At 67.6% G+C, this 22,466-nt stretch carries 16 protein-coding genes; 6 read left to right on the top strand and 10 right to left on the bottom strand.

Annotation, left to right across the window (positions count from 1 at the left end):
• On the top strand, positions 1-230 hold a 230-nt coding region (locus tag VGF64_12300), incomplete at its 5' end, for a hypothetical protein (protein ID HEY1635533.1).
• A gap of 30 nt (positions 231-260) precedes the next feature.
• Here VGF64_12300 and VGF64_12295 read toward each other — a convergent pair.
• Positions 261-884 (bottom strand): DUF2867 domain-containing protein, encoded by a 624-nt coding sequence (locus VGF64_12295; GenBank protein HEY1635532.1) that lies wholly within the window; start codon positions 882-884, stop codon positions 261-263.
• Positions 885-991: 107 nt separating this feature from the next.
• Between VGF64_12295 and VGF64_12290 the strand changes: the two genes are divergently transcribed.
• Positions 992-1,597 (top strand): TetR/AcrR family transcriptional regulator, encoded by a 606-nt coding sequence (locus VGF64_12290; GenBank protein HEY1635531.1) that lies wholly within the window; start codon positions 992-994, stop codon positions 1,595-1,597.
• Between the two features lie 653 nt (positions 1,598-2,250).
• Here the strand turns inward: VGF64_12290 and VGF64_12285 are convergent.
• The 4 genes from VGF64_12285 to VGF64_12270 form a co-directional block, all read right to left on the bottom strand.
• Positions 2,251-6,198: an ATP-binding cassette domain-containing protein gene (locus tag VGF64_12285; GenBank protein HEY1635530.1), complete on the bottom strand. Its 3,948-nt coding sequence runs from the start codon at positions 6,196-6,198 to the stop codon at positions 2,251-2,253.
• A gap of 25 nt (positions 6,199-6,223) precedes the next feature.
• Positions 6,224-7,921 (bottom strand): hypothetical protein, encoded by a 1,698-nt coding sequence (locus tag VGF64_12280; protein ID HEY1635529.1) that lies wholly within the window; start codon positions 7,919-7,921, stop codon positions 6,224-6,226.
• Positions 7,918-9,363 carry a choice-of-anchor P family protein gene (locus tag VGF64_12275; GenBank protein HEY1635528.1) on the bottom strand — a complete coding sequence of 482 codons (1,446 nt, stop codon included), beginning with the start codon at positions 9,361-9,363 and terminating at the stop codon, positions 7,918-7,920. Before VGF64_12275 ends, VGF64_12280 begins: the two co-directional genes overlap by 4 nt.
• 283 nt (positions 9,364-9,646) lie before the next feature.
• Complete coding sequence (locus VGF64_12270) at positions 9,647-10,480, bottom strand: helix-turn-helix domain-containing protein (protein ID HEY1635527.1); 834 nt, start codon at positions 10,478-10,480, stop codon at positions 9,647-9,649.
• A gap of 369 nt (positions 10,481-10,849) precedes the next feature.
• Here VGF64_12270 and VGF64_12265 point away from each other — a divergent pair, with 369 nt between their 5' ends.
• Complete coding sequence (locus tag VGF64_12265) at positions 10,850-11,875, top strand: trypsin-like peptidase domain-containing protein (protein HEY1635526.1); 1,026 nt, start codon at positions 10,850-10,852, stop codon at positions 11,873-11,875.
• Between the two features lie 58 nt (positions 11,876-11,933).
• The gene (locus VGF64_12260) at positions 11,934-12,692 is read left to right on the top strand and encodes a maleylpyruvate isomerase family mycothiol-dependent enzyme (GenBank protein HEY1635525.1); all 759 of its coding nucleotides are present in this window, start codon (positions 11,934-11,936) and stop codon (positions 12,690-12,692) included.
• 13 nt (positions 12,693-12,705) lie between these two features.
• On the opposite strand, the gene VGF64_12255 is transcribed toward VGF64_12260, so the two are convergent.
• A complete protein-coding gene (locus VGF64_12255) occupies positions 12,706-13,536 on the bottom strand; it encodes an alpha/beta hydrolase (protein HEY1635524.1) in 831 nt (276 codons plus the stop codon).
• Between the two features lie 205 nt (positions 13,537-13,741).
• On the opposite strand from VGF64_12255, the gene VGF64_12250 reads away from it, so the two are divergent.
• Both VGF64_12250 and VGF64_12245 read left to right on the top strand, forming a co-directional pair.
• Entirely contained in the window at positions 13,742-14,851 is a 1,110-nt protein-coding gene (locus VGF64_12250) for a Zn-dependent alcohol dehydrogenase (GenBank protein HEY1635523.1), read from the top strand.
• Positions 14,852-15,056: 205 nt separating this feature from the next.
• On the top strand, positions 15,057-16,382 hold the full coding sequence (locus tag VGF64_12245; protein ID HEY1635522.1) for an alkaline phosphatase family protein: 1,326 nt from the start codon (positions 15,057-15,059) through the stop codon (positions 16,380-16,382).
• A 51-nt stretch (positions 16,383-16,433) separates the two neighbouring features.
• Here the strand turns inward: VGF64_12245 and VGF64_12240 are convergent, their stop codons facing one another.
• The 4 genes from VGF64_12240 to VGF64_12225 all read right to left on the bottom strand — a co-directional run bounded on the left by VGF64_12240 (position 16,434) and on the right by VGF64_12225 (position 22,179).
• The gene (locus tag VGF64_12240; GenBank protein HEY1635521.1) at positions 16,434-17,159 is read right to left on the bottom strand and encodes an alpha/beta hydrolase; all 726 of its coding nucleotides are present in this window, start codon (positions 17,157-17,159) and stop codon (positions 16,434-16,436) included.
• An 8-nt stretch (positions 17,160-17,167) separates the two neighbouring features.
• Positions 17,168-18,403: an ABC transporter substrate-binding protein gene (locus VGF64_12235; protein HEY1635520.1), complete on the bottom strand. Its 1,236-nt coding sequence runs from the start codon at positions 18,401-18,403 to the stop codon at positions 17,168-17,170.
• Positions 18,404-18,475: 72 nt separating this feature from the next.
• Positions 18,476-20,092 (bottom strand): ATP-binding cassette domain-containing protein, encoded by a 1,617-nt coding sequence (locus VGF64_12230; GenBank protein ID HEY1635519.1) that lies wholly within the window; start codon positions 20,090-20,092, stop codon positions 18,476-18,478.
• 41 nt (positions 20,093-20,133) lie between these two features.
• A complete protein-coding gene (locus VGF64_12225; GenBank protein HEY1635518.1) occupies positions 20,134-22,179 on the bottom strand; it encodes an ABC transporter permease in 2,046 nt (681 codons plus the stop codon).
• Between the last annotated feature and the right edge of the window lie 287 nt (positions 22,180-22,466).

Genomic DNA, 22,466 nt, shown 5'->3' with positions numbered 1-22,466 from the left:
TCCTTCGCGAGCTGCCAAACCAGCTCGACGGCTTCGAGGTCCCCGACGAGCGACTGAACCCCAACGGCGGCGCCGTGGCCATCGGCCACCCGTTCGGGTCATCCGGCACCCGTTACGTGCTCACCCTGGCGACCGAACTGCACCTGCGAGGTGCGCGCTACGGCGTCCTGGGCGTGTGTGTCGGCTCCGGCCAGGGCGTGGCGCTGGTACTGGAGAGCCCCAAGGCATAAACCGGCGCCGTCGCGCTGCCCCGCGACGACTCAACGCGCTCTCTGATCGCGGTCGGGGACGAGCGGTGTCGAATCGTCGCCGCCCGCCTGCCAGATCCGCCCGAGCTCCCGCAGCATGGCGGGGTACACGATCATGTATCGGAATGGCCTGATAGCGGCCATATAGGCGTTTCCGAGCAGACCGTTTGGCTTCACGTAGACGGCCATGTAGGCGCGAGAGCCTCCCGTCCCGTCGGGGACCTGGCCGACGTGGACGACCCCGTGCACGGTCTGGTTGGCGATCTCTGCCGCCCACTCGTCCTCGAGCAGGTACAGCGACGTGAAGGGGCCCCCGGCCATGTCCGGACCGGGTGGGGCGCCGCGTAGATCCGGCGGGAACCGGTCTCGCAATGTGGGCACCCTCGAGCCGACGCCGCCACTCGGGGCGTCCCAGCCGAGCAGCCCCCCGATCCTAAAGCGGATCGCGAAGAGCGTGCGGACAGCGACCGACGAGCTTCGCGACGCGTCATAGGAAGCCATCAGCTGCACCAGCCGGGGGAAGTCGTCGGGGCCGCCGACCCCGGGGAGCTCCCACACATCCTCCAGCCGGTAGTCGCGGGTGAGCTCGTGGATCCGCCATGGGCGGGAGTTGTGCTCGGCGTTGGGGACTCTCATGCCTGGACCAGATCCCTCATCCCACTCCTCCTCCGTTGGACCGATCACGGATCGGTGACCGACTAATTATCGGTGACCGATTGTCGGTCAGTTTGGTACAGTGACGCGTGTCTGTCAAGCCGCTCCGGGCCCGCCAAGCCGAGGCCACGCGCAACGTCCTCATCGCTGTGGCCCGCAAGAACTTCACCGAGCACGGCTACCCGGCGACGTCGATCGACGACATTATCCAGCAGGCGGGAGTGGCGCGAGGCGCGCTGTACCACCACTTTTCCGGTAAGGAGGCGTTGTTCCGCGCCGTCTACGAGACGGTCGAGGACGAGGTCTTCTCCCGTGTCATGGAAGCGGCAGCCTCGCAGACCTCACCGTGGGACGCTGCACGCGCCGGTCTGTCGGCCTTCCTCGACGCCTGCCTCGATCCGGCCTTCCGTCGCATTGTCGTGCTCGACAGTGTGTCGGTCCTGCAGTCACAGGTCTTGGAAGTCGGCATCGACCCGGTCGAGCTCCCCATGCTGCGGAAAGTCCTCACGCCGCTGCTGGGCACGAGCGCCTTCGGAGGGACCGCCGTCGACGCCCTCACCCACGTCGCTCTGGGCGGCCTCTACGGCGCCTCGCTGTACATCGCCCGTGCTGGAGACGCACCCGCCGCCCGAGCCGAGGTCGACCGCGTCCTCGACACGCTCATCACGGGACTGCTGCGACCGGGTGCCGGGTGACCAACCGGACCGGCAAGCCGCCACCGTGGCCTGCCGGGTGTCGTGGGATTCGCGTACCACGGGAATCGGCGTCGAGCGCGCAGCCCGGAGCACGCACCGTCGCTGGCTATGAGCTCTCGAGGGCCCGGGTCAGCGACTCAGCAACTGCGCGCCGCGGCCACGGGGCGATTCGACGGACCCAGGCCAGCGGGCGGCCGGCAGCGCTCGTTGTCTTGCCCATCACTGTGTCGTAGCGGGTCGACGCAAGTTTCCAACGTCGACCACACCCACAGCGCCAGATCGTGCCCGGGGGGTAATCCGTCTTCGGAACGTGACAGCGGTGTGGCCGTCGATGGCCCCTCGGCTCCGGTACACGCAGGAAGGCGCCCACGTCGGATGGCCGGTCGTTTTCGCTCAGGATCATCACCTTCTCGCCGTCAGACTGCATCAACAAGGCTCCATCGCCACTGCGACCGGCTCCGAGGACCTCACTGTGTCCCGCTGCTGGCCGGGAGACCGCAGACGGTCAAACTCCGCCCGCACGTATCCAACTCGTGATCGGTCACGAGCCTGTTGCCCGCTGGTAAACGCTCCATGAAGGGTACCGCCACGCCGGACGCGACGGTCTGGAACGTCTTGTAGCTTGTAATTAGCGTTACGTGACGGTCCGGCCGTCAGTCGCCCGAGCGGGTACGGGCCGAGCGGGTGCGGGCCAGGTCGTCGTCATCCTGCCCATCCACCGGAGCGGCGACATTCTCGAGCGCGCCCGGAGGGCCGTTTTCAGCGGTCGCAGCCGGAGCCGGACCGGTCGCCCTCGCCGTGAGGGGCCGCGATCGCGTGCCTGAGCGGTGGATCGAGCTCTGGTCGGTGCCCAGATAGGAGGCGACGACCAGTGGGTGCTCCATCACCTCGGTGGGCGTGCCGCCGGCGATGACGCCACCCAGCTCGAGGGCGATCACCCGATCACAGATCGCGGTGATCAGCGGCATATCGTGCTCGATCACCAGTATCGAGCAACCCGAGTGCCGCTGAACCCGCAGGAGGAGGGGACCGAGTGCCTCGGTCTCGCGCTGGGCCACCCCGCCCGAGGGCTCGTCGAGCAGCACGACGGCAGGATCCTGAGCCAGGACGCAGGCCAGCTCGACGATCCGCCTGGTGCCGGTGGAGAGCTCCCCCACCAGCTTCTCCCGGAAGGACCCGAGGCCCATCGTGGCGACCAGCTCCTCGACCCGAACTGCCGCCCGGGCCTCGGAGTCGGTCGATGCGGGCAACTGGAGGGCGGCGGCGACCAAGTCGCGCGACTCGAGGTGACGCTCGAGGGCGACGGCAATGGTCTCGGTCACCGTGAGCGACGGGAACAGGCGCGCCTCCTGGAAGGAGCGGCCGAGGCCGGCGACGGCCCGCAGGTGTGATGGCCAGAAGCCGATGTCCATGCCCCCGAGGAGGATCCGACCCCGATCGTGGGCCAGGAAGCCCGAGATCAGGTCGAACAGGGTCGTCTTGCCGGCGCCGTTGTGGCCGATAAGGCCAAGGATCTCGCCTTCTCGAAGGGACAGGTCGACGCCGGCCACCGCTTGGATGCCGCCGAAGTACTTGGTCACACCGCGGCACTCGAGCACGGCGGCGGCGTCGTCGCTGGGCGAGACGCGGGCCTCCTCGCCGTCGGTGCGTGGCCGGCTGCGCGCCGTGGGCGTGATGGCGGGCTTCCCCCCGGCGATGAACACCGATCGGAGAATGTCGGGGCGATCCAGCAGGTCGGCGGCGGGGCCGGTGAAGCGCACCTCGCCCTTCTCCAGGAACACAGCCCGCTCGGCCAGCTCGAGAGCAAGGTTGACCGACTGCTCGACGACGACGATCGTCGTCCCCCGGGCATGGAGCTCGCGCACGACGTCGAGCAGCTGGCTCACGACCGTCGGGGCGAGCCCGAGGGAGAGCTCGTCGATCATGAGCAACCGGGGCTTGACCATGAACGCCATGGCCAGGGAGAGCATCTGCTGCTCGCCACCCGACAGGTTGCCGGCCATCTGGCCGATCCGATCGTCCAACATCGGGAACACGGCGAGAGCATCCCGGCGAGCTTCCGCCACCGCGGTCCGGTCCTTGCGCAGCAGCCAGGCAGCCAGCCGGAGGTTCTCATCGACGGTCAGCGTCGGGAACACGCCCCGGCCGCCGGGCATGAGGGCCATGCCGAGGCGGGCGGCGGCGTCGGCAGGGGTGTTGGTGATGGCCTGCCCATCGAGCTCGACGGACCCGCCCCCCACCTTCACGAGTCCGGCCGCCCCCTTGAGGAGGGTCGACTTGCCCGCCCCGTTGGTGCCGAGCAGGGCGACGATCTCACCCTCGGCGACCTCGAGGTCGGCGCCGAACAGGATCTGCACCGATCCATAGGAGACCTCGACCTGGCGGCAGCGCAGGAGGGGTGGGGGGCCCTCGTCTTCCTCGTCTGGCCGAGCAGTCTCGACGTGGGGATGCCCGTCGCCCACCAGCGCCAGCTCGTCGGTCTCGACCGAGGGCGTGCTACCGACATCGCCCGACGACAGGGCGCCGGCGAGGAGGGCGTCTTCGCGAGGGGGCGCCTGTGACGCCTCCGGCGAGGAAGCGTCATCCAAGCGGTCCGCCACCAGCGTGGGCACGATCAGGTTGTGACTGGCGGCGATGCGACGGAGCACTCGGTTGCGGACCCGCTGGAGACCCTCACCCAGCCCCCCTGGGAGGATGAGGAGAAGCCACAGCAGACCGGCCCCGGTGATGATCAGCTGGTACTGGGGGAAGGCGTGGACAGCGACCTCGATGGTCGCCACCCCCAGCAGCGCACCGCTGATCGAGCCCAGGCCGCCGATGACCGCCATCGAGAACAGCAACAGGCTGATCGAGGGATCATAGGTGTGGAAGCCGACGCTCCCGAGGGCGCTGGCGTGGAGCCCGCCCGCCACACCGGCGATGGCGCCGGCGAGGACAAAGGCCACCATCTTCACCCGAGTGGTGGGCACGGCCATGGCGGAGGCGGCGCGCTGGTTGTCGCGAGTCGCCAACAGCACCCGGCCGGCCCTGGCGGCTCGCAGGCTCACGACGCAGACGATGGCAAGGACGAGGATGGCGAGGCAGAAGTAGTAGTAGTCGTTGACGTTCTGCAGATCGAACCGCTTCCAGAGGAACGGACGAACGAAGCTGGACGGGATGAGCGACTCGAAGTTGGTGGGATTGAGGAAGAACGAGTCCAGGGCGACGGCAAAGGCGAGGGTGGTGACGGGGAGGAGCAGGCCCCGGATCCGCAGCGCGGGCAGGCCGACCAAGACTGCCAACAGCGCCCCTGATGCACCGGCAGCAATCAGGCAGAGGAAGAAGTCGACGTTCCAATGCGAGATCAGGTCGCCCGTGACCACGCCACCGATCCCGGCGAAAGCAAACTGGCCAAGGCTGATGTTGCCCGCCCACCCCGACAGCACGACCAGAGAGATGACGACGATGCCGTAGATGACCGCGATCGTGAACTCGTTGACCGTTCCCGGCCCGAAGGCGAACGGCACCAGCAGCAGGGCGCCAGCGAGCACGCTACCCAGCAGCACCCGGCCGGCCACCACCTCGGGAAGGCGGCGCAGCGCCTCGGGGATGGGCCGCATGATCCCGGTGGCCATCCAGGAACCCTCGGTGTCCTCGGCTCGGCTCGAGCGCCCCCGCTGGATGAGGAGCGCGGCGAGGATGACCACGAGGAAGGCGACGTCGCTGGCGGACTGCTTGGTGATGTTGAACCGGGTGATCGAGTCGATGATCCCGAGGCCGACGCCGGCCCCGAAGGCGATGGGCAAGGACTCCATTCGGGCCACCACGGCGGCTGCCAGGGCGGGCAGGAGCAGGGTCGGTCCTGCCGCCGCCGAGAGCGTCACACCCTGGGAAGGTCCGTTGACCATCACGGTCAGGGCAGCCAGCACCCCCGCGACGACCCACACCAGGGTCGACAGGCGACGCACGGGTATGCCGAGCAGGAGAGCCCGCTCGGAGTTGTCGGGCACCGCCCGCACGGCCACCCCGGCGTCGGTCCGGAGGAGGAACCAGCCGAGGCCGGCCAGGACGAGGGGCACGACGGCGATGACGAGCGCGTCGTCGCCGGTGAAGATGACCGGGTGGATCCGGACGTGCGCACCCGAGAGCGGAGTCGAGAACCCACCCACGAGAGTGGGGCCGTGCAGCCACCCGGGGAGGAGGAGCTGAATCCCACCAAGGATCTGGGCCAGGCCGATGGTGGCCACGGTGAGCACGAGGCGGGGGGCATTGAAGAAGCGACGGACGACGAGGATCTCGACCGCAGCGCCGACCACCGCGCCCACGAGCAGCCCGGCCAGGAGGCAGAGGAACCAGTTCACATGGGCGCCCAGATCGAGCATGATGGCGAAGGTCCCCGCCACCCCTCCCATGGCCCCGTAGGCGAAGTTGATGATCCGACTCGAGCGGTAGATCAACACCAGCCCCAGGGCCAGAAGGCCGTTGACGGCTCCCAGCTCGGCGCCCTGGAGCAGGACCCCGGGCGGTGCGACATGGGGCAGGCTCTGGGAGACGAGCAGGAGGATCATCACCGCCGGTACCACGAGCAGCGCCAGGACCTGGCGGCGCGACAGCGCGGTCATCGAGGGCATCTTCATGATCTGCCCGTCAGTGGCCGAACACGTGGGGGGGACCGCTGGGGTACTGCCCCGAGCGGTAGCGGGGGCTGGCCACGACGTAGGCGCCCTTCTTGCTGTTGTAGGTCGAGATCTTGTTGGGGTCCCAGTAGATGATCTGGGAGTCGATCTGGGGGGTGAAGTGGCCCTGGGGCATGAGCCAGGTCCCGAACTCCGCGTTGGGCGCTCCGGGGATGCTGCCCGGGTAGGCCCACATACCCTGCTCGAAGCTCTGGGGGCTGAGGTTTGGCCCCGCCATCTGGATGCCGATGGCGAGCATGTACATCTGGGCGTAGATGAGGTCGACGGCGTTGGCGGGCTCGTCCGGTCGCACCGCCTTGTAGGCGTTGTAACCAAGGGTGGCCTGCTTGGGCAGGGTGGCCCCCGCGTAGCTGACCCCGAAGGCATGCGTCCACTGGCTCTGGTCGAACAGCTGGCCCACGATGTCGGTGTCGGTCAGGGCCACGCCGGCTACGACCCACTCGGGGTTGTAGCCCTGCTCGCGGGCCCGTGAGGTGAGGTAGACCGGGAACACCGGGTCGCAGCCGCAGAAGATGGTGGTGACCCCGTCGTTGGACAGCTTGGAGATCACCGAGGCGGCCTGGTTGGACAGCGTCGACAGGTTGAGCTGGTACTGGATGTCGTCTGTGGTCTGGTTGCCGTGCTGACCGGCGATCTTGATCGCCTCGTTGGCACAGTCCTGGTACCAGGGGTTGTCGGGAGCGATGATGGCGTACTTGCGGGGCTTGCCCTGCAGGCCCTGGCCAGCGAACTGGGCGGGCTGGCCGGCCAGCTCTTTGTCAAGGAACTCGGTGGTCGTGTCGACCACGTCGTTGCACTCGGTGAGGATGCTCCAGGCGTAGGGCGACCGCTGGGCCATCCACTGCTGGGACAGGTAGGGCACGCCCAAGGCGATGACGTGCTGTTTGGCCAGGGAGTCGGCGTATGGCTCGGTGGTGCCGTTGAGCTCGGCGAAGGAGTGCATCTGCTGGCCGACGGTGATGGCATCGGCGTTGGCCTTGTCCTGGCCCTGGCCCAACAGCTCGTTGGTCTGGCTTCCCTGCCCGTTGTAGGGCGTGACCTTGATCTTGCGTCCGTAGAACTGGAAGTGGGTGTTGAAGTAGTCGGTCAGCCCCTGGATCGTCCGCTGGATGTCCTGGGGGGAATCGGTCAGCTGCGCCCCACCCACACTGGCCAGCGCCTGCTGGAAGCCGGGATCGTTGGTGACCCGGTAGGAGACGTTGATCGTGTCGCCGGTGACGCCCATCGAAGTGGCACCACCGTTGCCGCCCGAGAACTGGGTGCACGGCGGAGCGTAGGGATCACCCTGCACCTGGCGACCCGGGCAGGACACCGTATGACCCGTGGCCGGGCCGCCGTTCGTCGTCCCGCTACCCCCCGGCCCGCCTGCGGCGACGCCTGACCCCGCCGCCGAGCCCGCCGAGCCACCGGCGGTGCCCGCGGTGCCCGCGGTGGCACCGCCACTGCCCCCAGCGCTCCCGGCCGACAACCCGCCCGAGCCCGACCCGGAGCCGGCCAGCTGGTGAGCGGTCGGCACCATGGTGGCCATGAGCACGAAGGCCACGAGCAGGGCGACGAGGGGCCCGTAGCCCTTGAGGAGCCGACCGTTGGCGGCCGACACCGGGAGGCGGATCTTGGCGCTCGTCGGGTTGGATTCGACCGGCCTCACGACTCCGAGCTCCCACTGCCCAACAGGCGAGCGCGCCGGGCCCGGGCGTAGTCCATCCCGGCGAGGGTGACCACGAGCGCCAGCGCGCCCAGTCCGACCGGTAGGGCAGCTCCGGTGCCGGTCCTGCTGGACGCGTTGGTGACCGCTCCGAGCGACGCGACGCCCGGAGCTCCACGCCCGGTGCTCCCGGACGGGCTGCCTGCGGCCGACGGCGTCTGTCCGGCCAGGGCCGACCCCGGCGATGCCAAGGAGCCTCCCGCTGCTCCCGCTCCCGTCGTCCCACCCGCACCGCCTGACGCGTCGCCCGGCGTGCTGGCGCCGAGCGAGCCCCCACCGAGGTCGACCGCAAAGGGGTTGGCGTAGGCGGTGCCGTCGGTGATCGAGGTCGCTCCGCCCAGTTTGATGTCGAGGCCACCGCCCCCGGCAAATGGGCCGACGGCGATGTCGGCGAGCAGGAGGGGGATGGATGTCCGGCAGTCGATCTGCAGGAGAGCCTTGGCGATGGCGTCACGCACCGGCTGGGCGGCGGCGAGACCAGGACCCAGGACCTGCTGACCCAGCGCTGAGGCGTCGATCCCGATCGACAAGGGGCTCTCGAGCACACTCCCGTCGCTCTGGTTGGTCGCCGTCGGCGGCGTGATGTGGAACCCGGTGGGAGCCAGTGCCTGGTTCACCTGATCGAGCGACGAGAGGATCTGGCCCGGGGTGACCGGCATGGACTTGCCGTCGAGGGTCAGGCTCCCGATGGTGAAGCTGCCCTGCTGAGTGGACCCGTCGCCGCTGCGCTGGGTGCTCCGCCACTGGAGACCGTCCAGGGTCACCCGGCCACCGAGCAGCGAGACCTGGCCGATCTCCGAGGACGCCGTCGCCTCCCGGGTCTTGTTGGCGATCGCCTGGGCCTGCGCGGTCGAGGTCCCACCCGACACGTCGATGACCCCGGGAACGTCCAGGCCCACCAGCGTCGTCTTGGCCGAGCCCGCCGGTGTTGTCTTGGCTGACGCGTTCTCGACGCCCACACCGGCGCCGTTGCTGCCTTGCACGGTCTTGGACTGGGAGGCGTCGCCGTCGTTGGACTCGGCCAGTGCAGGCTGGGGCATCTGGGACTGCTGGACCGGCGGTGGATCTCCGTTGCATTGCTGGGTGGTCAACGAGATACCGATGGCCCCGGGATCGAAGGTCTGGGACTGGCCCTGTCCCTCAGTGCTCTGGTAGCCGGCCAACGACTCGGCCAGCGTCACGCTGTAGCTGAGGCCGCCGGTGCTCGGCGCCAGCTGGATGGCCTGGGCCGTGGCGTTGGCGGTCCCGAGCACGAACCCCTGCGGCGCTTGGGCCCCTGCGCCGTGGACCGGCCACCAGAGGACCTGGGCCCCGACCACGGCGCCCGTACTCAACACTCCGAGCATCGTCCGGCGGTACGACCGCATCCGGCGGAGTGACGTCATCAGGCCCCCTTCCGCACGGCCACTCCAGCGACGGCCGTTTCCCGGACGATCCAACGGTCAATCTGTTCAGATCTCGCGATCCCCAGCACACTCGGCGCCGGACCGTAGCAGCACTATGGTTTCCATGCAATCATAAGGAAACTCTTGCCCAATTCGGTGTTATTCGGGTCCGTCGGTGTCAATGGTTCTGACAAAGAATGGTGAGAGCGGCGGGCATCCCGCGCCGACGGCCCGCCATGCTGGGTCTCAGCTCCCGACTTGCGCCGTCGGCACGGACAGCTATCTAGGCGGACTCATCCCGCTCGCGCAGGATCTGTCGGACACGCTCATGGGACAGCCCAGCCGCGCCCGCAACCTGTCGGAGACTGTGTCCCTCGCCGACGGCCTCGACGATGCCGTCGCGGAGCGCGCGCCGAGCCCGCTCGGCGGTGGCAGCCCGGCCACGAACCCTGGCGAGCGCGGCGGGCTGGCCATCGTCACTGGCTCCAGCTGACTGGAGAAGGAGGTCGGCGATGCGACCAAAGGCCTGTTCGGACGGAGAAGGTTCATCGAGCGCGGCAAAGACCAGCATTCCCAGGTTCATCAGCGCAAGCACCCGGGCCAGGTCGTCAGGCCCCAGCGCCGGGTCGAGCATGCCCAGCGCGACGCCCCCAGTAGTCGCTCGCACAGTGACGCCCATGTACCCCTCGAGCCCCTGACGCAGAATCCTCGCTACCTGCGGGTCTCTGCGCGCGACCACGATCAGGTCGAGGAGCAAGAGCGTTCGGCGGTCGGGACGAGCTGCGATCCTTCGGCCGACAGATTTCGACACCTCGCTCCACGGCTGGGACGCGATGTCGGCGATCGACCGCATGACGTCCTCGACAGGGGTCAGTCCGAGCGTCTCGATCAGGAGGCCGACCTTCCCATCGAAGTGGGTGTACAGCGCACCAGTCGTGACCCCGGCACGCTCTGCGATCCCGGCGACGGTCGCTGACTCGTAGCCCTTGGTCGAGAATTCCTCGAAGGCGGCGTCGATGAGCGCAGCCCGGGAGTTGAGGCGCGGGCTCTCTGCCGGCCGCTGGGGACAAGTGGTCGAGCTCGGGTCGGCCTCGCCGGGCGGGTCGTCGTGGCTCATCGGATCAACATATGGTGCTACGGCTCCGGCTTCCCGGGATAAGAGCCTTGAATCTTCCTAGCTGGTTCACAGTCGACTCCCTGCGAACTCCTAGGCCGCGGGACTCTACTGACTACTGGCAAGACGCCAGCCGGAGAGTAGAGGTCAGAGGGCGCCATGAGCGAGTTCGATGCACCGCCCAGCGCAAGGGGCGCGGCAACAGGCGCAACCGTCGTGGGCGACGAGGAACCAATCAGCGCTGGTGCTGGTGGAGATAGCGGGGGCCCCTGGTCCCAGGATCCCTGGGGTCGCTCCGACTGGGCTCCGCGTCCGCCGAGGAGCAATCACTCGCGAACGTTTGCGGCACTCGCGGCAACCCTTGCGATCTTCGTGATCGCAAGCACCGGGGTGGGCGTGGCGATGCTCGGTGGGCACAGCACGTCGACCCCGACCGCGGCGACCAAGGCCAACGCTGGCTCGAGCGCGACGAGCCTCGACCAGGGTGTCGTCGACATCAACACGGCGCTCGGTTACCAGGGCGGGTCCGCCGCCGGAACCGGGGTCGTGCTCAGCTCCTCGGGCGAGATACTCACGAACAACCACGTTGTCGCCGGAGCCACGAGCATCAACGTCACCGATGTCGACAACGGCCGTACGTATGCCGCGACTGTCGTCGGTACGGACCGGACCGATGACATCGCCGTGGTGCAGCTCACCGGCGCCTCGGGGTTGAAGACGGTCGCTCTAGGGGACTCCTCCAAGGTCGCGGTCGGAGATGCCGTGAGCGCGGTCGGCAATGCCGGCGGCGTCGGAGGCACACCCAGCGTCGCCACCGGCACCGTCACGGGCCTCGGCCAGTCGATCACCGCCAGCGACCAGGGCGAGGGCACGTCGGAGCAGTTGACCGGTCTCGTCGAGACCAACGCTGGGATCCAGGCCGGTGACTCAGGTGGTCCTCTGGTCAACTCGTCGGGTCAGGTGATAGCCATCGACACGGCGGCCTCGAGCGGGTTCCAGTTCCAGTCGGGAGGTAGCCAGGGATTCGCGATCCCCGTCAACCAGGCGTTGACAATCGCCAGGCAGATCGAGACCGGCCACTCGTCATCCACGGTGCACATCGGCCCCGCTGCCTTCTTGGGTGTGCAGATCCAGGCTTCCTCTGACTCGTCCGATGGGTCGTTGAGCTCAGGGGCGCCAGTGGCCGGCGTCGAGTCCGGATCTCCCGCCGAACACGCCGGCTTGGGGGCTGGCGACGAGATCGTCTCTCTCGGCGGCCAGACCGTCGACTCGGCAACGACCCTCACCAATCTCATGCAGAGCTATCACCCGGGTGACAAGGTTCAGCTTGGCTGGGTCGACGGCTCTGGCCAACAGCAGACCGCGACCGTGACGCTCGCAACCGGTCCGGCCGCCTGATCGGTAAGCGGGGGCGCCGGCTTGCCGGCGATCTCGTCTGGTGGGAAGGATGTGCCCGATGGACACAACGCTTCAGGCCCTCCAATCCTCGGTCGCCCGGCTGCACGCCATGGTTGGCGACCTGGACGACACCCAACTCGTAGCCCCCGCCTACCCCACCGACTGGAACATTGCGGACGTCCTCTCCCACATCGGCTCCGGCGCCGTCATCATGCGACAGCGGCTCGAGGACACCTTGCTCGGCCAGCCGACCCCGGAGGACTTCGCTCCCGGGGTCTGGGACACCTGGAACGCCAAGTCACCCCGCTCGAAAGCTGAGGACGCCCTCGTCGCCGACCAGGGACTCCTCGATCGAATCGAGTCTCTGACCGCGTCCGAGCGGTCACGGTTCCGCTTTTCCTTGGGACCCGTCAATCTCGACTTCGATGGATTCGTGGGCCTACGCCTCAACGAGCACGCCTTCCACGCCTGGGACATCGAGGTCGCTCTCGACCCTGCTGCGGTCGTGCCTCCCGACGCCGCCGCGCAGGTGGTCGACAACTTGGAGCTCATCGCCCGCTTCACAGCCAAGCCGACGGGCAGCGACCGGTCAGTCGCCGTGCGCACGATCGAGCCGAGGCGAGACTTCACGATCACTTTTAGCCCTGACGAGGTCGCTCTTGCAGCTGGAGAGAGCCGCCACGAGCCAGATCTGGTGCTTCCCGCCGAGGCCTTCGCCCGGCTCGTCTACGGACGACTAGACCCGGACCACACCCCCTCCGTCAACGGCGACGTCGACACTTTGGAAGAGCTACGCCGCGCCTTCCCGGGGCTTTAACTCACGCGCCCCCTTACCCGAGGAAGTCGAGGAGGGCCTCGTTCACCTCGTCGGGGTGGGTCCAGCCGATGTTGTGTGGCCCGCCCTCGATCTCGAGGAACCGGATGTCCTTGACGAGCTCTGGGAGTCGTCGCCCTGTGGCGTCGATGGGCAGGATCCGGTCCTCAGTGCCCTGGACGACGAGGAGAGGAACATCGATCTTGGGGAGGTCGGCACGGAAATCGGTCAGCCAGGTCGCCACGCAAGCGAGGGTCGCGTATGCGGATGAACTCGCCGCCACCTGGAAGCTCGCGTTCCAGGCCTCGTCGCTGATGCGGCTCCCGTGGAGCTTGTCGACGTTGTAGAAGTTGTCAAAGAAGAACTTGAACCACCCGTAGCGGTCCTTCTTGATTGTCTCCTCGAACCCGTCGAAGACGCTCTGGGGCACGCCTTGTGGATTGTCCCCGGTCTGCAGCAGAAACGGCGGGATCGGCCCGAACAAGGCTGCCCTCGCCACCCGGTCGGAACCGTAGCTGCCGAGATACCGCGTGACCTCGCCCGTACCCATCGAGAACCCGGCCAGGACGGCCCCTCGCAGATCGAGCTCATCCACCAGCGCCTTGAGGTCGGCTGCGAAGGTGTCGTAGTCGTAGCCGGTGGTGGGTTGACTCGACTGCCCAAACCCGCGCCGGTCGTACATGATCACCCGCTTGCCGGCCCCGAGGAGCCCGGGAACCTGCTTCTCCCACGAGTGCCCGTCGAGTGGGTAGCCGTGGATCAGCACGACGGGCTGTCCCGAGCCGTGATCCTCGTAGTACAGCTCGATGGGGCCTGAGTTCTCGTTACCGACGGTGATGCGAGGCATCGGACACTCTCCTTTGCTCAGGGTCAGCGACTCGGTGGCCCTGGGCATAGTCTCCTCCTTGTGATGCGTGGCTTGGTAGGGGGTTACGAAAGAATTCACCCGAGCCTTCGCGTCGGCCGACATCCAGAATCTGGTCTTCCAGCCTGGGGGGGACGTCCGTATCATTCCGGCCATCGGACGCACAAACGGTAAGGAAGGTGCGGAGATGCGTGCAATGACGGCGGCAGTGCTCGAGGCAGTCGACCAGCCCCTGGTCGTCGACGAGGTCGGCCTGCGCGACCCGAGGGCAGGCGAGGTGCTCGTCCGAGTCGCCCACTGCGGGGTGTGCCATTCCGACCTGTCCGTCATCGACGGAGGATTCCCGTCGCCGCTGCCCGTCGTGCTCGGCCACGAGGCGACGGGTGTCGTCGACGAGGTCGGGCCAGGCGTGACGACGGTCCTTCCCGGCGACCCCGTCGTGCTCACGCCGTTGCCGAGCTGCGGCCAGTGCTACTTCTGCGCTCGCCGCCAACCGACCCTCTGCGCGAAGCACAGCAGCTCGCTGTTCACCTCGACGATGCCCGACGGCACCTCGCCGCTCGAGCGGGGTGGCCAGGTGGTCTACCGGGGCCTCGCCACCGCCGCCTTCGCCGAGTACGCAGTGATGCCTGAGATCGGGGTCGTGCGTATCCCACCCGACGTCGACCTCGGCGTCGCCTCCGTCCTCGGCTGCGCCGTGCAGACCGGCGTCGGCGCCGTCCTCAACACTGCCAAGGTCGAGGAGGGCGCGACCGTCGCCGTACTCGGCGCCGGTGGCATCGGCATCTCGGTCACCCAAGGCGCCGTCGTGGCCGGCGCGTCGACGATTGCCGTCGTCGAGCCCGACCCAGAGCGTCGAGAGGCCGCGCGCCGCTTTGGCGCAACTCACGTGCTCGACCCCTTCACCGACGACGTCGCGACCGCCGGTCTCGACCTCACCGGCGTGGGCTTCGACTACGCCTTCGAGACTGCTGGCAAGGCAAACCTCATCGAGCAGTGCATCTCGGTCGTCCGGCCCGGCGGCACGGCCGTCTGCGTCGGCGCCCCTCCGCTCGACGAGGGAATCGCCATACCCTCGGTGGTCACATTCACCGCAACCGAGAAGCGCCTCATCGGCTGCCTGCTCGGCACCGTCAGCTCCCAATACGACGTGCCCAGGCTCGTCGCCCTATGGCAGGCCGGTCGCCTCGACCTGGACGCCATGGTGACGGCCCGCTTCCCCCTGACGAAGGTGAACGACGCCGTCGACGGCGCCCGTTCGCTCCGGGGGCTGCGCACTGTCATCGACATCGGGTAGAGGGCAGCGGCGCTCATGTCGTCATGTGGTTAGGCCGGAGAAGCGTGGAGCGCACCTGCGCCGTCGGCTGTCGACCCGGCTCACGATGTCTCGTGGGTGAACGATAGGCGACGATTCGGCGGTGGGTGACCAATTACCCGCCTCTTTCGTCGTATCTCTACGCAGGGCGGCAGGAGGGCGGCCACCTCTCGGCGAAGGCCGAGGCGTGACCTCCTTCTCGCGTAGAGCGCTGCTCAAGGGAATGGCGGCCGGTGCCGGGCTGGTGGCCGCCGGACCTGTCCTCAACGGAATCCCGGGGGCTCTGGCGGCCGAGCTCCGTCGTCCTGGCAGCCGGCCCTTCCCTGGGTTGCCCGAAGGTGTCGACACCTTGCCCCAGATCGAGCACATCGTCGTCCTGATGATGGAGAACCACTCGTTCGATTGCTACTTCGGGATGCTCGGTCGGGGTGACGGGTTCCGGCTCGGAGCGAACGGCCAGCCGCTCCAATCCTGTCCGGGGCCGGACGGCACACCGGTACCGGCCTATCACTCCCCTTCCACGTGCCAGGCCCACTACCACGTGGGTCAGGACTGGGATGCCAGCCACCGATCGTGGGACTTCGGTCGCAACGACGGGTTCGTGAAGGCGACCAGCAGCGACGCCATGGCCTACTGGACGGGAAGCGACATTCCCTTCTACTACTCGCTGGCGCGGAGCTTCCCGGTGTGCGACCGCTACTTCGCTTCCGTCATGGCCCAGACCTATCCGAACCGGCGATTCCTGATCGCCGCCACGGCGCTGGGCCAGGTCAGCGACCCGCTTCCCGGGGTGACGGATCACCCTCCTCCCAACGGGACCATCTTCGACCGGCTCAACGCCCATGGCATCAGCTGGAAGGACTACTTCGTCGACCTGCCGACCACAGGGCTCTTTCCCTACCTGGTCGAGACCAACCCGGGGAAGGTCGTGCCGGTGGCCGACTTCTTCGCCGATGCCGCCGCCGGCACGCTACCTGGGTTCAGCCTCGTGGACCCCGAGGGCTGGCAGGCCTCGGAGGAAAATCCCCAGGACATCAGGACGGGCGAGTACTACGCGTCCAGGATCATCGAAGCCGTCCTCGACAGCCCGGCGTGGCCTCGCACGCTCCTTGTCTACGTCTATGACGAGCATGGGGGCTACTACGACCACGTCCCGCCCCCTCCTGCCGTGCGGCCGGACGCCGTGCCCCCGGCCGTGCCGGCCAACGACACCTATGGAGACCTCTACAGCTACTACGGGTTCCGGGTCCCGGCCGTCGTGGTGTCACCCTGGGCCAAGCGCGACTACGTCTCACACCAGATCCACGACCACACCTCCATCCTTCGCCTCGTCGAGACCAAGTGGAACCTCCCCGCACTCACGTATCGCGATGCCAACGCCAGCAACCTGCTCGACACCCTCGAGCTCCGAGCCCACACGCCACCGTTCGCGGTCCCACCGTCCCTTGCGGAGGCGCCCTTCCCGACTGGGGCCCTGAGCTGCTACGCCCGTGATCCGACGAGCCCCGTCTAGCCGGGGAGTCATGTGGTGTGAGTCAAAGCCGACCGAGAATGCGACGGGCCGTCACGGACGCCCGCCGGCGAGTTGCAGGAGTGCTTCGGCCACTGACTGAGGCTCGGTGATCATCAGGTCATGACCTGTATCGATGTCCCACAGGCGTCCCGCAGCACTCGCCTCCTGCATCAAGACGGGATCTCGCGTTGGCAGTGTGGACGTACAGACGATGTGATATTGCGGCAACGCCCGGAGTGCCTTCTCGTTCGTGAGCTCGAGCGGCTGCTCGAAGCACCTCCACGGGTGGGCGGTCAGCCGTTCGGCCATCCACGCCAGGTCATCAGGGTCCGTCACCCCGTAGAGCCGGCCTGCGTCGGGTCCCGGCAGGAGCACGAGCTCCATGCCGTCGACCACCCGACCGAGGGGGCGAATCGCCTCGATGATCGGCCCGGCAACGTCGACGAGAGACTGGTTGTTCATCGGTGTGGCGGCATCGAGATAGACAAGGCGACCGATCCGATCGATGGCGCGATCGGCTGCGCCCGTGATGACCATGCCCCCATAGCTGTGGCCCACGAGGATCACCTCACGAAGGTCTTCATAATCCAGCACGGTGACGATGTCGCGAACGTGGAGGTCCAGATCGACCTGAGGGCTGAGGAGGTGCGACCGCTCGCCCACGCCGGTCATTGTCGGCGTGTACACGTCATGTCCTGCCGCGCGCAGGATGCGGGCGACACGCTGATAGCACCATCCCCCATGGCCTCCACCATGGACGAGGACATACGTTGCCATTGTTGGCGTCAAGATGACGGGGAGACCCTCTGGCCCTGGACGACGGTGCCGCAGAGCGGGACGGCTCCGGAGACCGGCTGGAACGTGGACCCGCTGTACTTCGTGAACCAGTAGCAGTTGTCGGGTCCCAGGGTGCCGACTCGCTGAGTGAGGTTGAGCGGATGGCTCCCCAGCAGCCCAGCGGCGTTGAAGCTGGTGATGTGAGAGAGGGAATTGATCAGCGACGACTGGCTCGGGTTCGAGCCGGCGCCCTGCAGGCCCTGGACGAGCATGGCGATCGAGGTGTACCCCGCGTACTCGGCATAGGTCGGGTCGCCTGTGATGCCGGCGCTCTTGGCGGCGCTTTGGAACTGGTCGGTAGCCGAGGTGTGCAGCTCGATCGGCTCCCAGGCCAAGAGGAAGGAGAGGTTTTGCGCTACCTGCTGGGCCGTGGGGCCGGCCTGCTGGAGGTCGCCGCCGTAACCGGTGGCGAACACCCCGACCTTCGGGTTGGCGCCTGACTGCCTGAGCGCGGTGATCAGGGCGAAGTTGGTGTTGGGGTCGGCGGAGGCAGTGACCCCGTCCACCCCCGCCGACTTCATCGCCAAGGCAACCGGTTCGACGTTGGTGCTGCCGAAGGGGAAGTTGGCGTTGACATAGCCGGCCTTGAGCCCGAGCGCCTGGGCCGAGACCGCCGCACCCTTGGCCGATTCGGCCGAGGACGGCGAGATGCTGTAGCCGAGCGCGCCCACATTCGTGGCGCCCTGCATCTTGAAGTACTGACCGTAGGTGGTCGTGACAATCGACGGGTCCAGGAACCCGAACGTAGAGAACATGTTCTTGCTGCTGACCCATTCAGGCCCGTCCTCGGCCACGCCGATGACGGGGACCCCCTGGGCCGTCAAGAAGGGGGCGGCGGAGAAGGCCAGGGAGGAGACTGCGATCACGGCGATGACGTGGTTCTGCTGCACGAGCTTCTGTGCCGCCGACAGCGCAGTTGACGGGGAGGTCATGGTGTCGGCGGTCACGTACTTGATGGTGTAGCCCTGTTTCGAGGCGTACACCGCTCCTGCTTGGACTCCCTGGGGGCTCGTCTTGTTCCCCGACGCGGCGGGACCGGTGAGATCGGTGAGCACGCCGACCGTGAACGTCTTGCCGCCCCCGCCCGAGCTCGATCCGCTCGTGCTCGACGAGCTGCAGCCTGCAGCCACCATGAGTACGACGGCCACGGCGGCAGCCGACAGTTTCACCTTGTTGTTGCGCATATTCTCTCTCCACTCGTCAGTCGCTGACAGGGTCCTCGGCTCAGCTGATTGAGTGCCGCCACCCTTCTCCGTTCAGCCGGCCGTCATGAGGGTGTCGCCCAGATAGTGACGGAGCACCTCGCCGTGCGCCGCGCTGGCTGGTCCGTTCCACGCCAGTTCGCCACGCTGGAGCACCAGGCAATCGTCGGCGAATGCCAGTGCACGATGGACGTACTGCTCGATCATGATCAGCGTCACGCCTGCCTGTCTGGCTCGCGCCAGACCGTCGAAGACGAGGTCGACCATCTTGGGAGCCAGGCCGAGGGACATCTCGTCGGCGATCAGCACCCGCGGGAAGGCAGCCAAGGCCCGGGCCAAGGACAGCATCTGCTGCTCGCCCCCGGAGAGAAGACAGGCCGGCTGACGCCGGCGGGCCGCCAGCGCAGGAAACATCTCCAAGGCGCGATCGACCGCCTCTCGGCGCGCTCGGCGGCCCTCGAGGGCAGCGGCCATCCGAAGGTTCTCCATCACCGTCAGGCTCCGGAACACGCCTCGGCTCTCCGGCAGGTACACCAGTCCGGCACGGCGGATGCGATCAGGCGTCCAACCACCTATCTCCTCACCAGCGAGGACGATCCGTCCGCCGGACGGACGAACCAGTCCGGAGACGGCACGGGCCAGGCTGCTCTTTCCCGCACCGTTGGCGCCCAAGACGGCAAGCGCCTTGCCCCCTCCGACACTGAACGACACCCCAGAGAGACCGCTGGCCTCCCCGTATCGCACCGAGAGGCCCTCGACGGTGAGAAGCGACGACGGCTGAACGCCATCGGAGGTCTCCGTGGAGCTACCCGTCGTGGGGGCCGAGCGCACGGCGCCGGCGGAGGCCGCCCCGTCGGTGCCCTCCTGGGCCTCACCATCTGAGAGCTCCTCACCCAGATACGCAGCCCGAACGGCTGGGTTGGCGCTGACCGACTCGGGTGAGCCGCTGGCGATCGACACGCCGAAGTCGAGGACATGCACGGTGCTGCACAGACGCATCACCAGCTCGACGTCGTGCTCCACGAGCAGCACCGCGATGGCCCGCTGGCGACTGACCTCTCGTAGCGTGGCCTCGAACTGCTCGGTCTCGGAGGAGTCGAGGCCCGCGGAGGGCTCATCCAGGAGCACCACCGTCGGCGACGAGGCCAAGGCCCGGCCCAACTCGAGCATCCGAGCCAACCCGAGGGGCAAGCCGAGCGCAGGGAGGTCGGCGACTGAGGCCAAGCCGAGCATCCCGATCAACTCGTCGACGCAGCTCTGCTCGTCCGGCTCGGCCGGACGCAGGCTCCCCATGGTGAGCAGGTCTGACCAGATCCGGCCTCTGGCGTGCTTGGCCCGATAGGCGATCACCAGATGTTCACGCACCGTCAGGTCGGTGAACAGCTCGGGATGCTGGAAGGTGCGAGCCAATCCCCGAAAGGCGCGCAGCTGGGGCCGGCTGCCGGTGACGTCCCTGCCGTCCAGCAGCACCGTGCCCCGTGTTGGTTGCAGCAAACCCGAGAGCACTGCGAACAGGGTGCTCTTCCCCGCACCGTTCGGCCCGACCAATCCCACGATCGCCGCCGGTGGCACGGCCAGGTCGACATTGCTCACTGCGGCGAGACCGCCAAAGCGCACGGTGATCCCGACGCAGGCCAGGCGTGGTTGGCCCTGCGACCCTCGTCCTGACATGGAGCTGGGGCCCTCCATCGCTCCATTTCCGGGACCACCTATCATCGTGGTGCCCCCGCGCTCGTGCCGGATCCGTCGGGCGCCACCCCGGTCTGGGCGAGGCTGCCATCCGAGTCACCGACCAGGATCGTGCCGCCCGCCGCCGAGCGACTCACCTCTGGCGACCTCGCCCGCGACCCGAGCCGCGACAACAGCAGACGCAACTGTCTCCCGTTGTGGAGGACCACGCCTTCGGGATGTCGTGCGACCATGACCGCACCCAACCCGAAGAGAAGCGCAGGCACCTCCCCCCAGCGGCTCGGAACGTAGGTCTGGAACACGCCGGGGAGCAACGCAAACGCCAGCCCGCTCAGCGCCGCCGCGGTGATGGACCGAACACCCATTGTCACCACGACCGCGAGCCAGACCAGCCCCGTGAACGTGGCAAAGGACCCAGGCTGGGCGACCCCGCCGTACATCGCGATGAAGCCACCTCCGACCGCGGCCACGAATGCCGCCACCGCCCCGACGATGACTTTCACCTGGAGCACGCTCAGGCCAGAGGTCCGCGACGCGGACTTGCTGTCCCGCACAGCCCGTAAGGCCAGCCCGCTGGTCGAGCGGCGCAGGTTCAAGGTGAGCACGGCGAAGACGGCGAAGACGGCGAGTGCCAGGTACGCGAAGGTCAGGTCATCACTGGCGAAGCCCGGGCGGTTGAACACGACCCCGATACCACCCTGCAGGAACCGGCCGCGGGAAAAGACGAGCGTCTCGGCCAGGAGCCCGAAGGTCAAGGTGACCAGGGCCACATACAGGTCACCGAGGCGGATGGTGAGCAAGCCGATGATGGCCCCCACGACGGCCGCGATCAACCCACCGAGGACGAGCGCCAAGAGCACCGGCACGTGCCACACGGAGACGAATTGCGCCGCGCCCAATGCGCCAGCGCCGGCGAAGATGATCTGCGAGAGCCACAGCATCCCTCCCTCTCCGGTCACCAGCGTGAATGTGAGGAAGGTGATCGCATAGCAGAGACCCAGTGCCACCAACCCCAGCCAGTAGGCAGAACCTTGGAACACGAACGGCAACAGCGCCACCACCACCAGCGGGACCGCGCCGAGCGCGACACCCCTGCCGCGTCCGCTCGCAACCGCTCTGCCCACATTGGCCAGAGCCTCGTTGGCGGGTCGAACGGCATGATCCAGGGGACCTCCGGTGCCCACGTCCTCATCCACCGCGCCGGACCTCACGATGTAGAAGATCAAGAACAGCAGGATGAACCCAAATGGGATGCTCGGAATGATCGCCGCCGTGAGTGAGCTGCCCTGCGGGAGCTGCTTCAGGATCACGTCGGTCACCACTCCCATGGCGAGCGAGACGCCGACCGCAACAGAGAGGGAGCGAAAGCGGGCAGCGACCACGGCTGCGAACGCCGCCGCCATCAACGCCGTCATCCCGGTGGTCGTCAAGCCGTTGGTGGGGGCTACGAGGATCCCCGCCAAGCCCGCCAGCGTCGCGCTGACCGCCCACACCCCGAGGGCGACCCGCCGAGGGTTGGTCCCCGAGAGCGACGCCATCGCTTCTGAGTCGACGGTTGCACGAACCCGCAGACCCACATCGGTCAACCGCAACACAGCGATGCCTGCCACCACGACGAAGAGCAAGAACCCATAGGTGATGATCTGGTCCGTCGTGATGGGGGCGCCCAGGAGATGAAACGGGCGGTCGCTGGCCAAGGCGAGGCCCGGCGCCGACGTGATGGATTGGGTCCCGAGAGTGAGGTCTGCAATCGGTGGCAGCGCCACGGAGAGCCCGATCGTGGTGACCAGCTTTATCAAGGTTGACTGACCCCGGATGAAACGGAAGAGAACGGCGTAGAGGACCACGCCCATGAGCGGCGCCACGATCAGGAGAGACACCAACCCCGCCGTCACGGTGGGCCACCCGTGCTGGGAGTTGAGGAAGTAGTAGAACCGGGCCACCACATAGGCCATCGATCCGAAGGCGAGGTTCAGGACCCCTGACGACGCGTACGTAACCACCAGCCCGGCCGACGCGATCGCATAGATCGATCCAAGCGCCAGCCCGACTAGGACGTACTCGAGCATCCCGTCATCCTCTGCGCCAACCCGTCAGCGACGCGCACCATTTGTCGGAATGCCCCCCCGAAGCCCCACTCCACATCCGCGAAGCTGACCTCAGGTCATGCATGTCGCCATCGATCCTCAGTCCCCCTCTCCCCGATCAGCACCGATGCCGAGGGGAGGATGTCCGATGAGCTGACTCCGAGTTCCCACGTGGTGGGTATTGCGTTCTTGCGGGAAGATAGCATCGTTCTTGCTCTTCCTGCGTTCAGCCTACTCTATCTTGTACCACTCAGTACTCTACTCTCCGA

This window comes from Acidimicrobiales bacterium, from assembly GCA_036491125.1.
Lineage (GTDB): Bacteria > Actinomycetota > Acidimicrobiia > Acidimicrobiales > AC-9 > AC-9.
This window is presented reverse-complemented; position numbering and strand designations above follow the sequence as displayed.

Excerpts from the sequence above, each read along its gene's own strand:
- VGF64_12295 (HEY1635532.1), bottom strand. The coding sequence starts at position 884 with ATGAGAGTCCCCAACGCCGAGCACAACTCCCGCCCATGGCGGATCCAC.
- VGF64_12285 (HEY1635530.1), bottom strand. The coding sequence starts at position 6,198 with ATGACCGCGCTGTCGCGCCGCCAGGTCCTGGCGCTGCTCGTGGTACCG.
- VGF64_12275 (HEY1635528.1), bottom strand. The coding sequence starts at position 9,363 with ATGACGTCACTCCGCCGGATGCGGTCGTACCGCCGGACGATGCTCGGA.
- VGF64_12270 (HEY1635527.1), bottom strand. The coding sequence starts at position 10,480 with ATGAGCCACGACGACCCGCCCGGCGAGGCCGACCCGAGCTCGACCACT.
- VGF64_12260 (HEY1635525.1), top strand. The coding sequence starts at position 11,934 with ATGGACACAACGCTTCAGGCCCTCCAATCCTCGGTCGCCCGGCTGCAC.
- VGF64_12255 (HEY1635524.1), bottom strand. The coding sequence starts at position 13,536 with ATGCCTCGCATCACCGTCGGTAACGAGAACTCAGGCCCCATCGAGCTG.
- VGF64_12250 (HEY1635523.1), top strand. The coding sequence starts at position 13,742 with ATGCGTGCAATGACGGCGGCAGTGCTCGAGGCAGTCGACCAGCCCCTG.
- VGF64_12240 (HEY1635521.1), bottom strand. The coding sequence starts at position 17,159 with ATGGCAACGTATGTCCTCGTCCATGGTGGAGGCCATGGGGGATGGTGC.
- VGF64_12235 (HEY1635520.1), bottom strand. The coding sequence starts at position 18,403 with ATGCGCAACAACAAGGTGAAACTGTCGGCTGCCGCCGTGGCCGTCGTA.
- VGF64_12230 (HEY1635519.1), bottom strand. The coding sequence starts at position 20,092 with ATGTCAGGACGAGGGTCGCAGGGCCAACCACGCCTGGCCTGCGTCGGG.
- VGF64_12225 (HEY1635518.1), bottom strand. The coding sequence starts at position 22,179 with ATGCTCGAGTACGTCCTAGTCGGGCTGGCGCTTGGATCGATCTATGCG.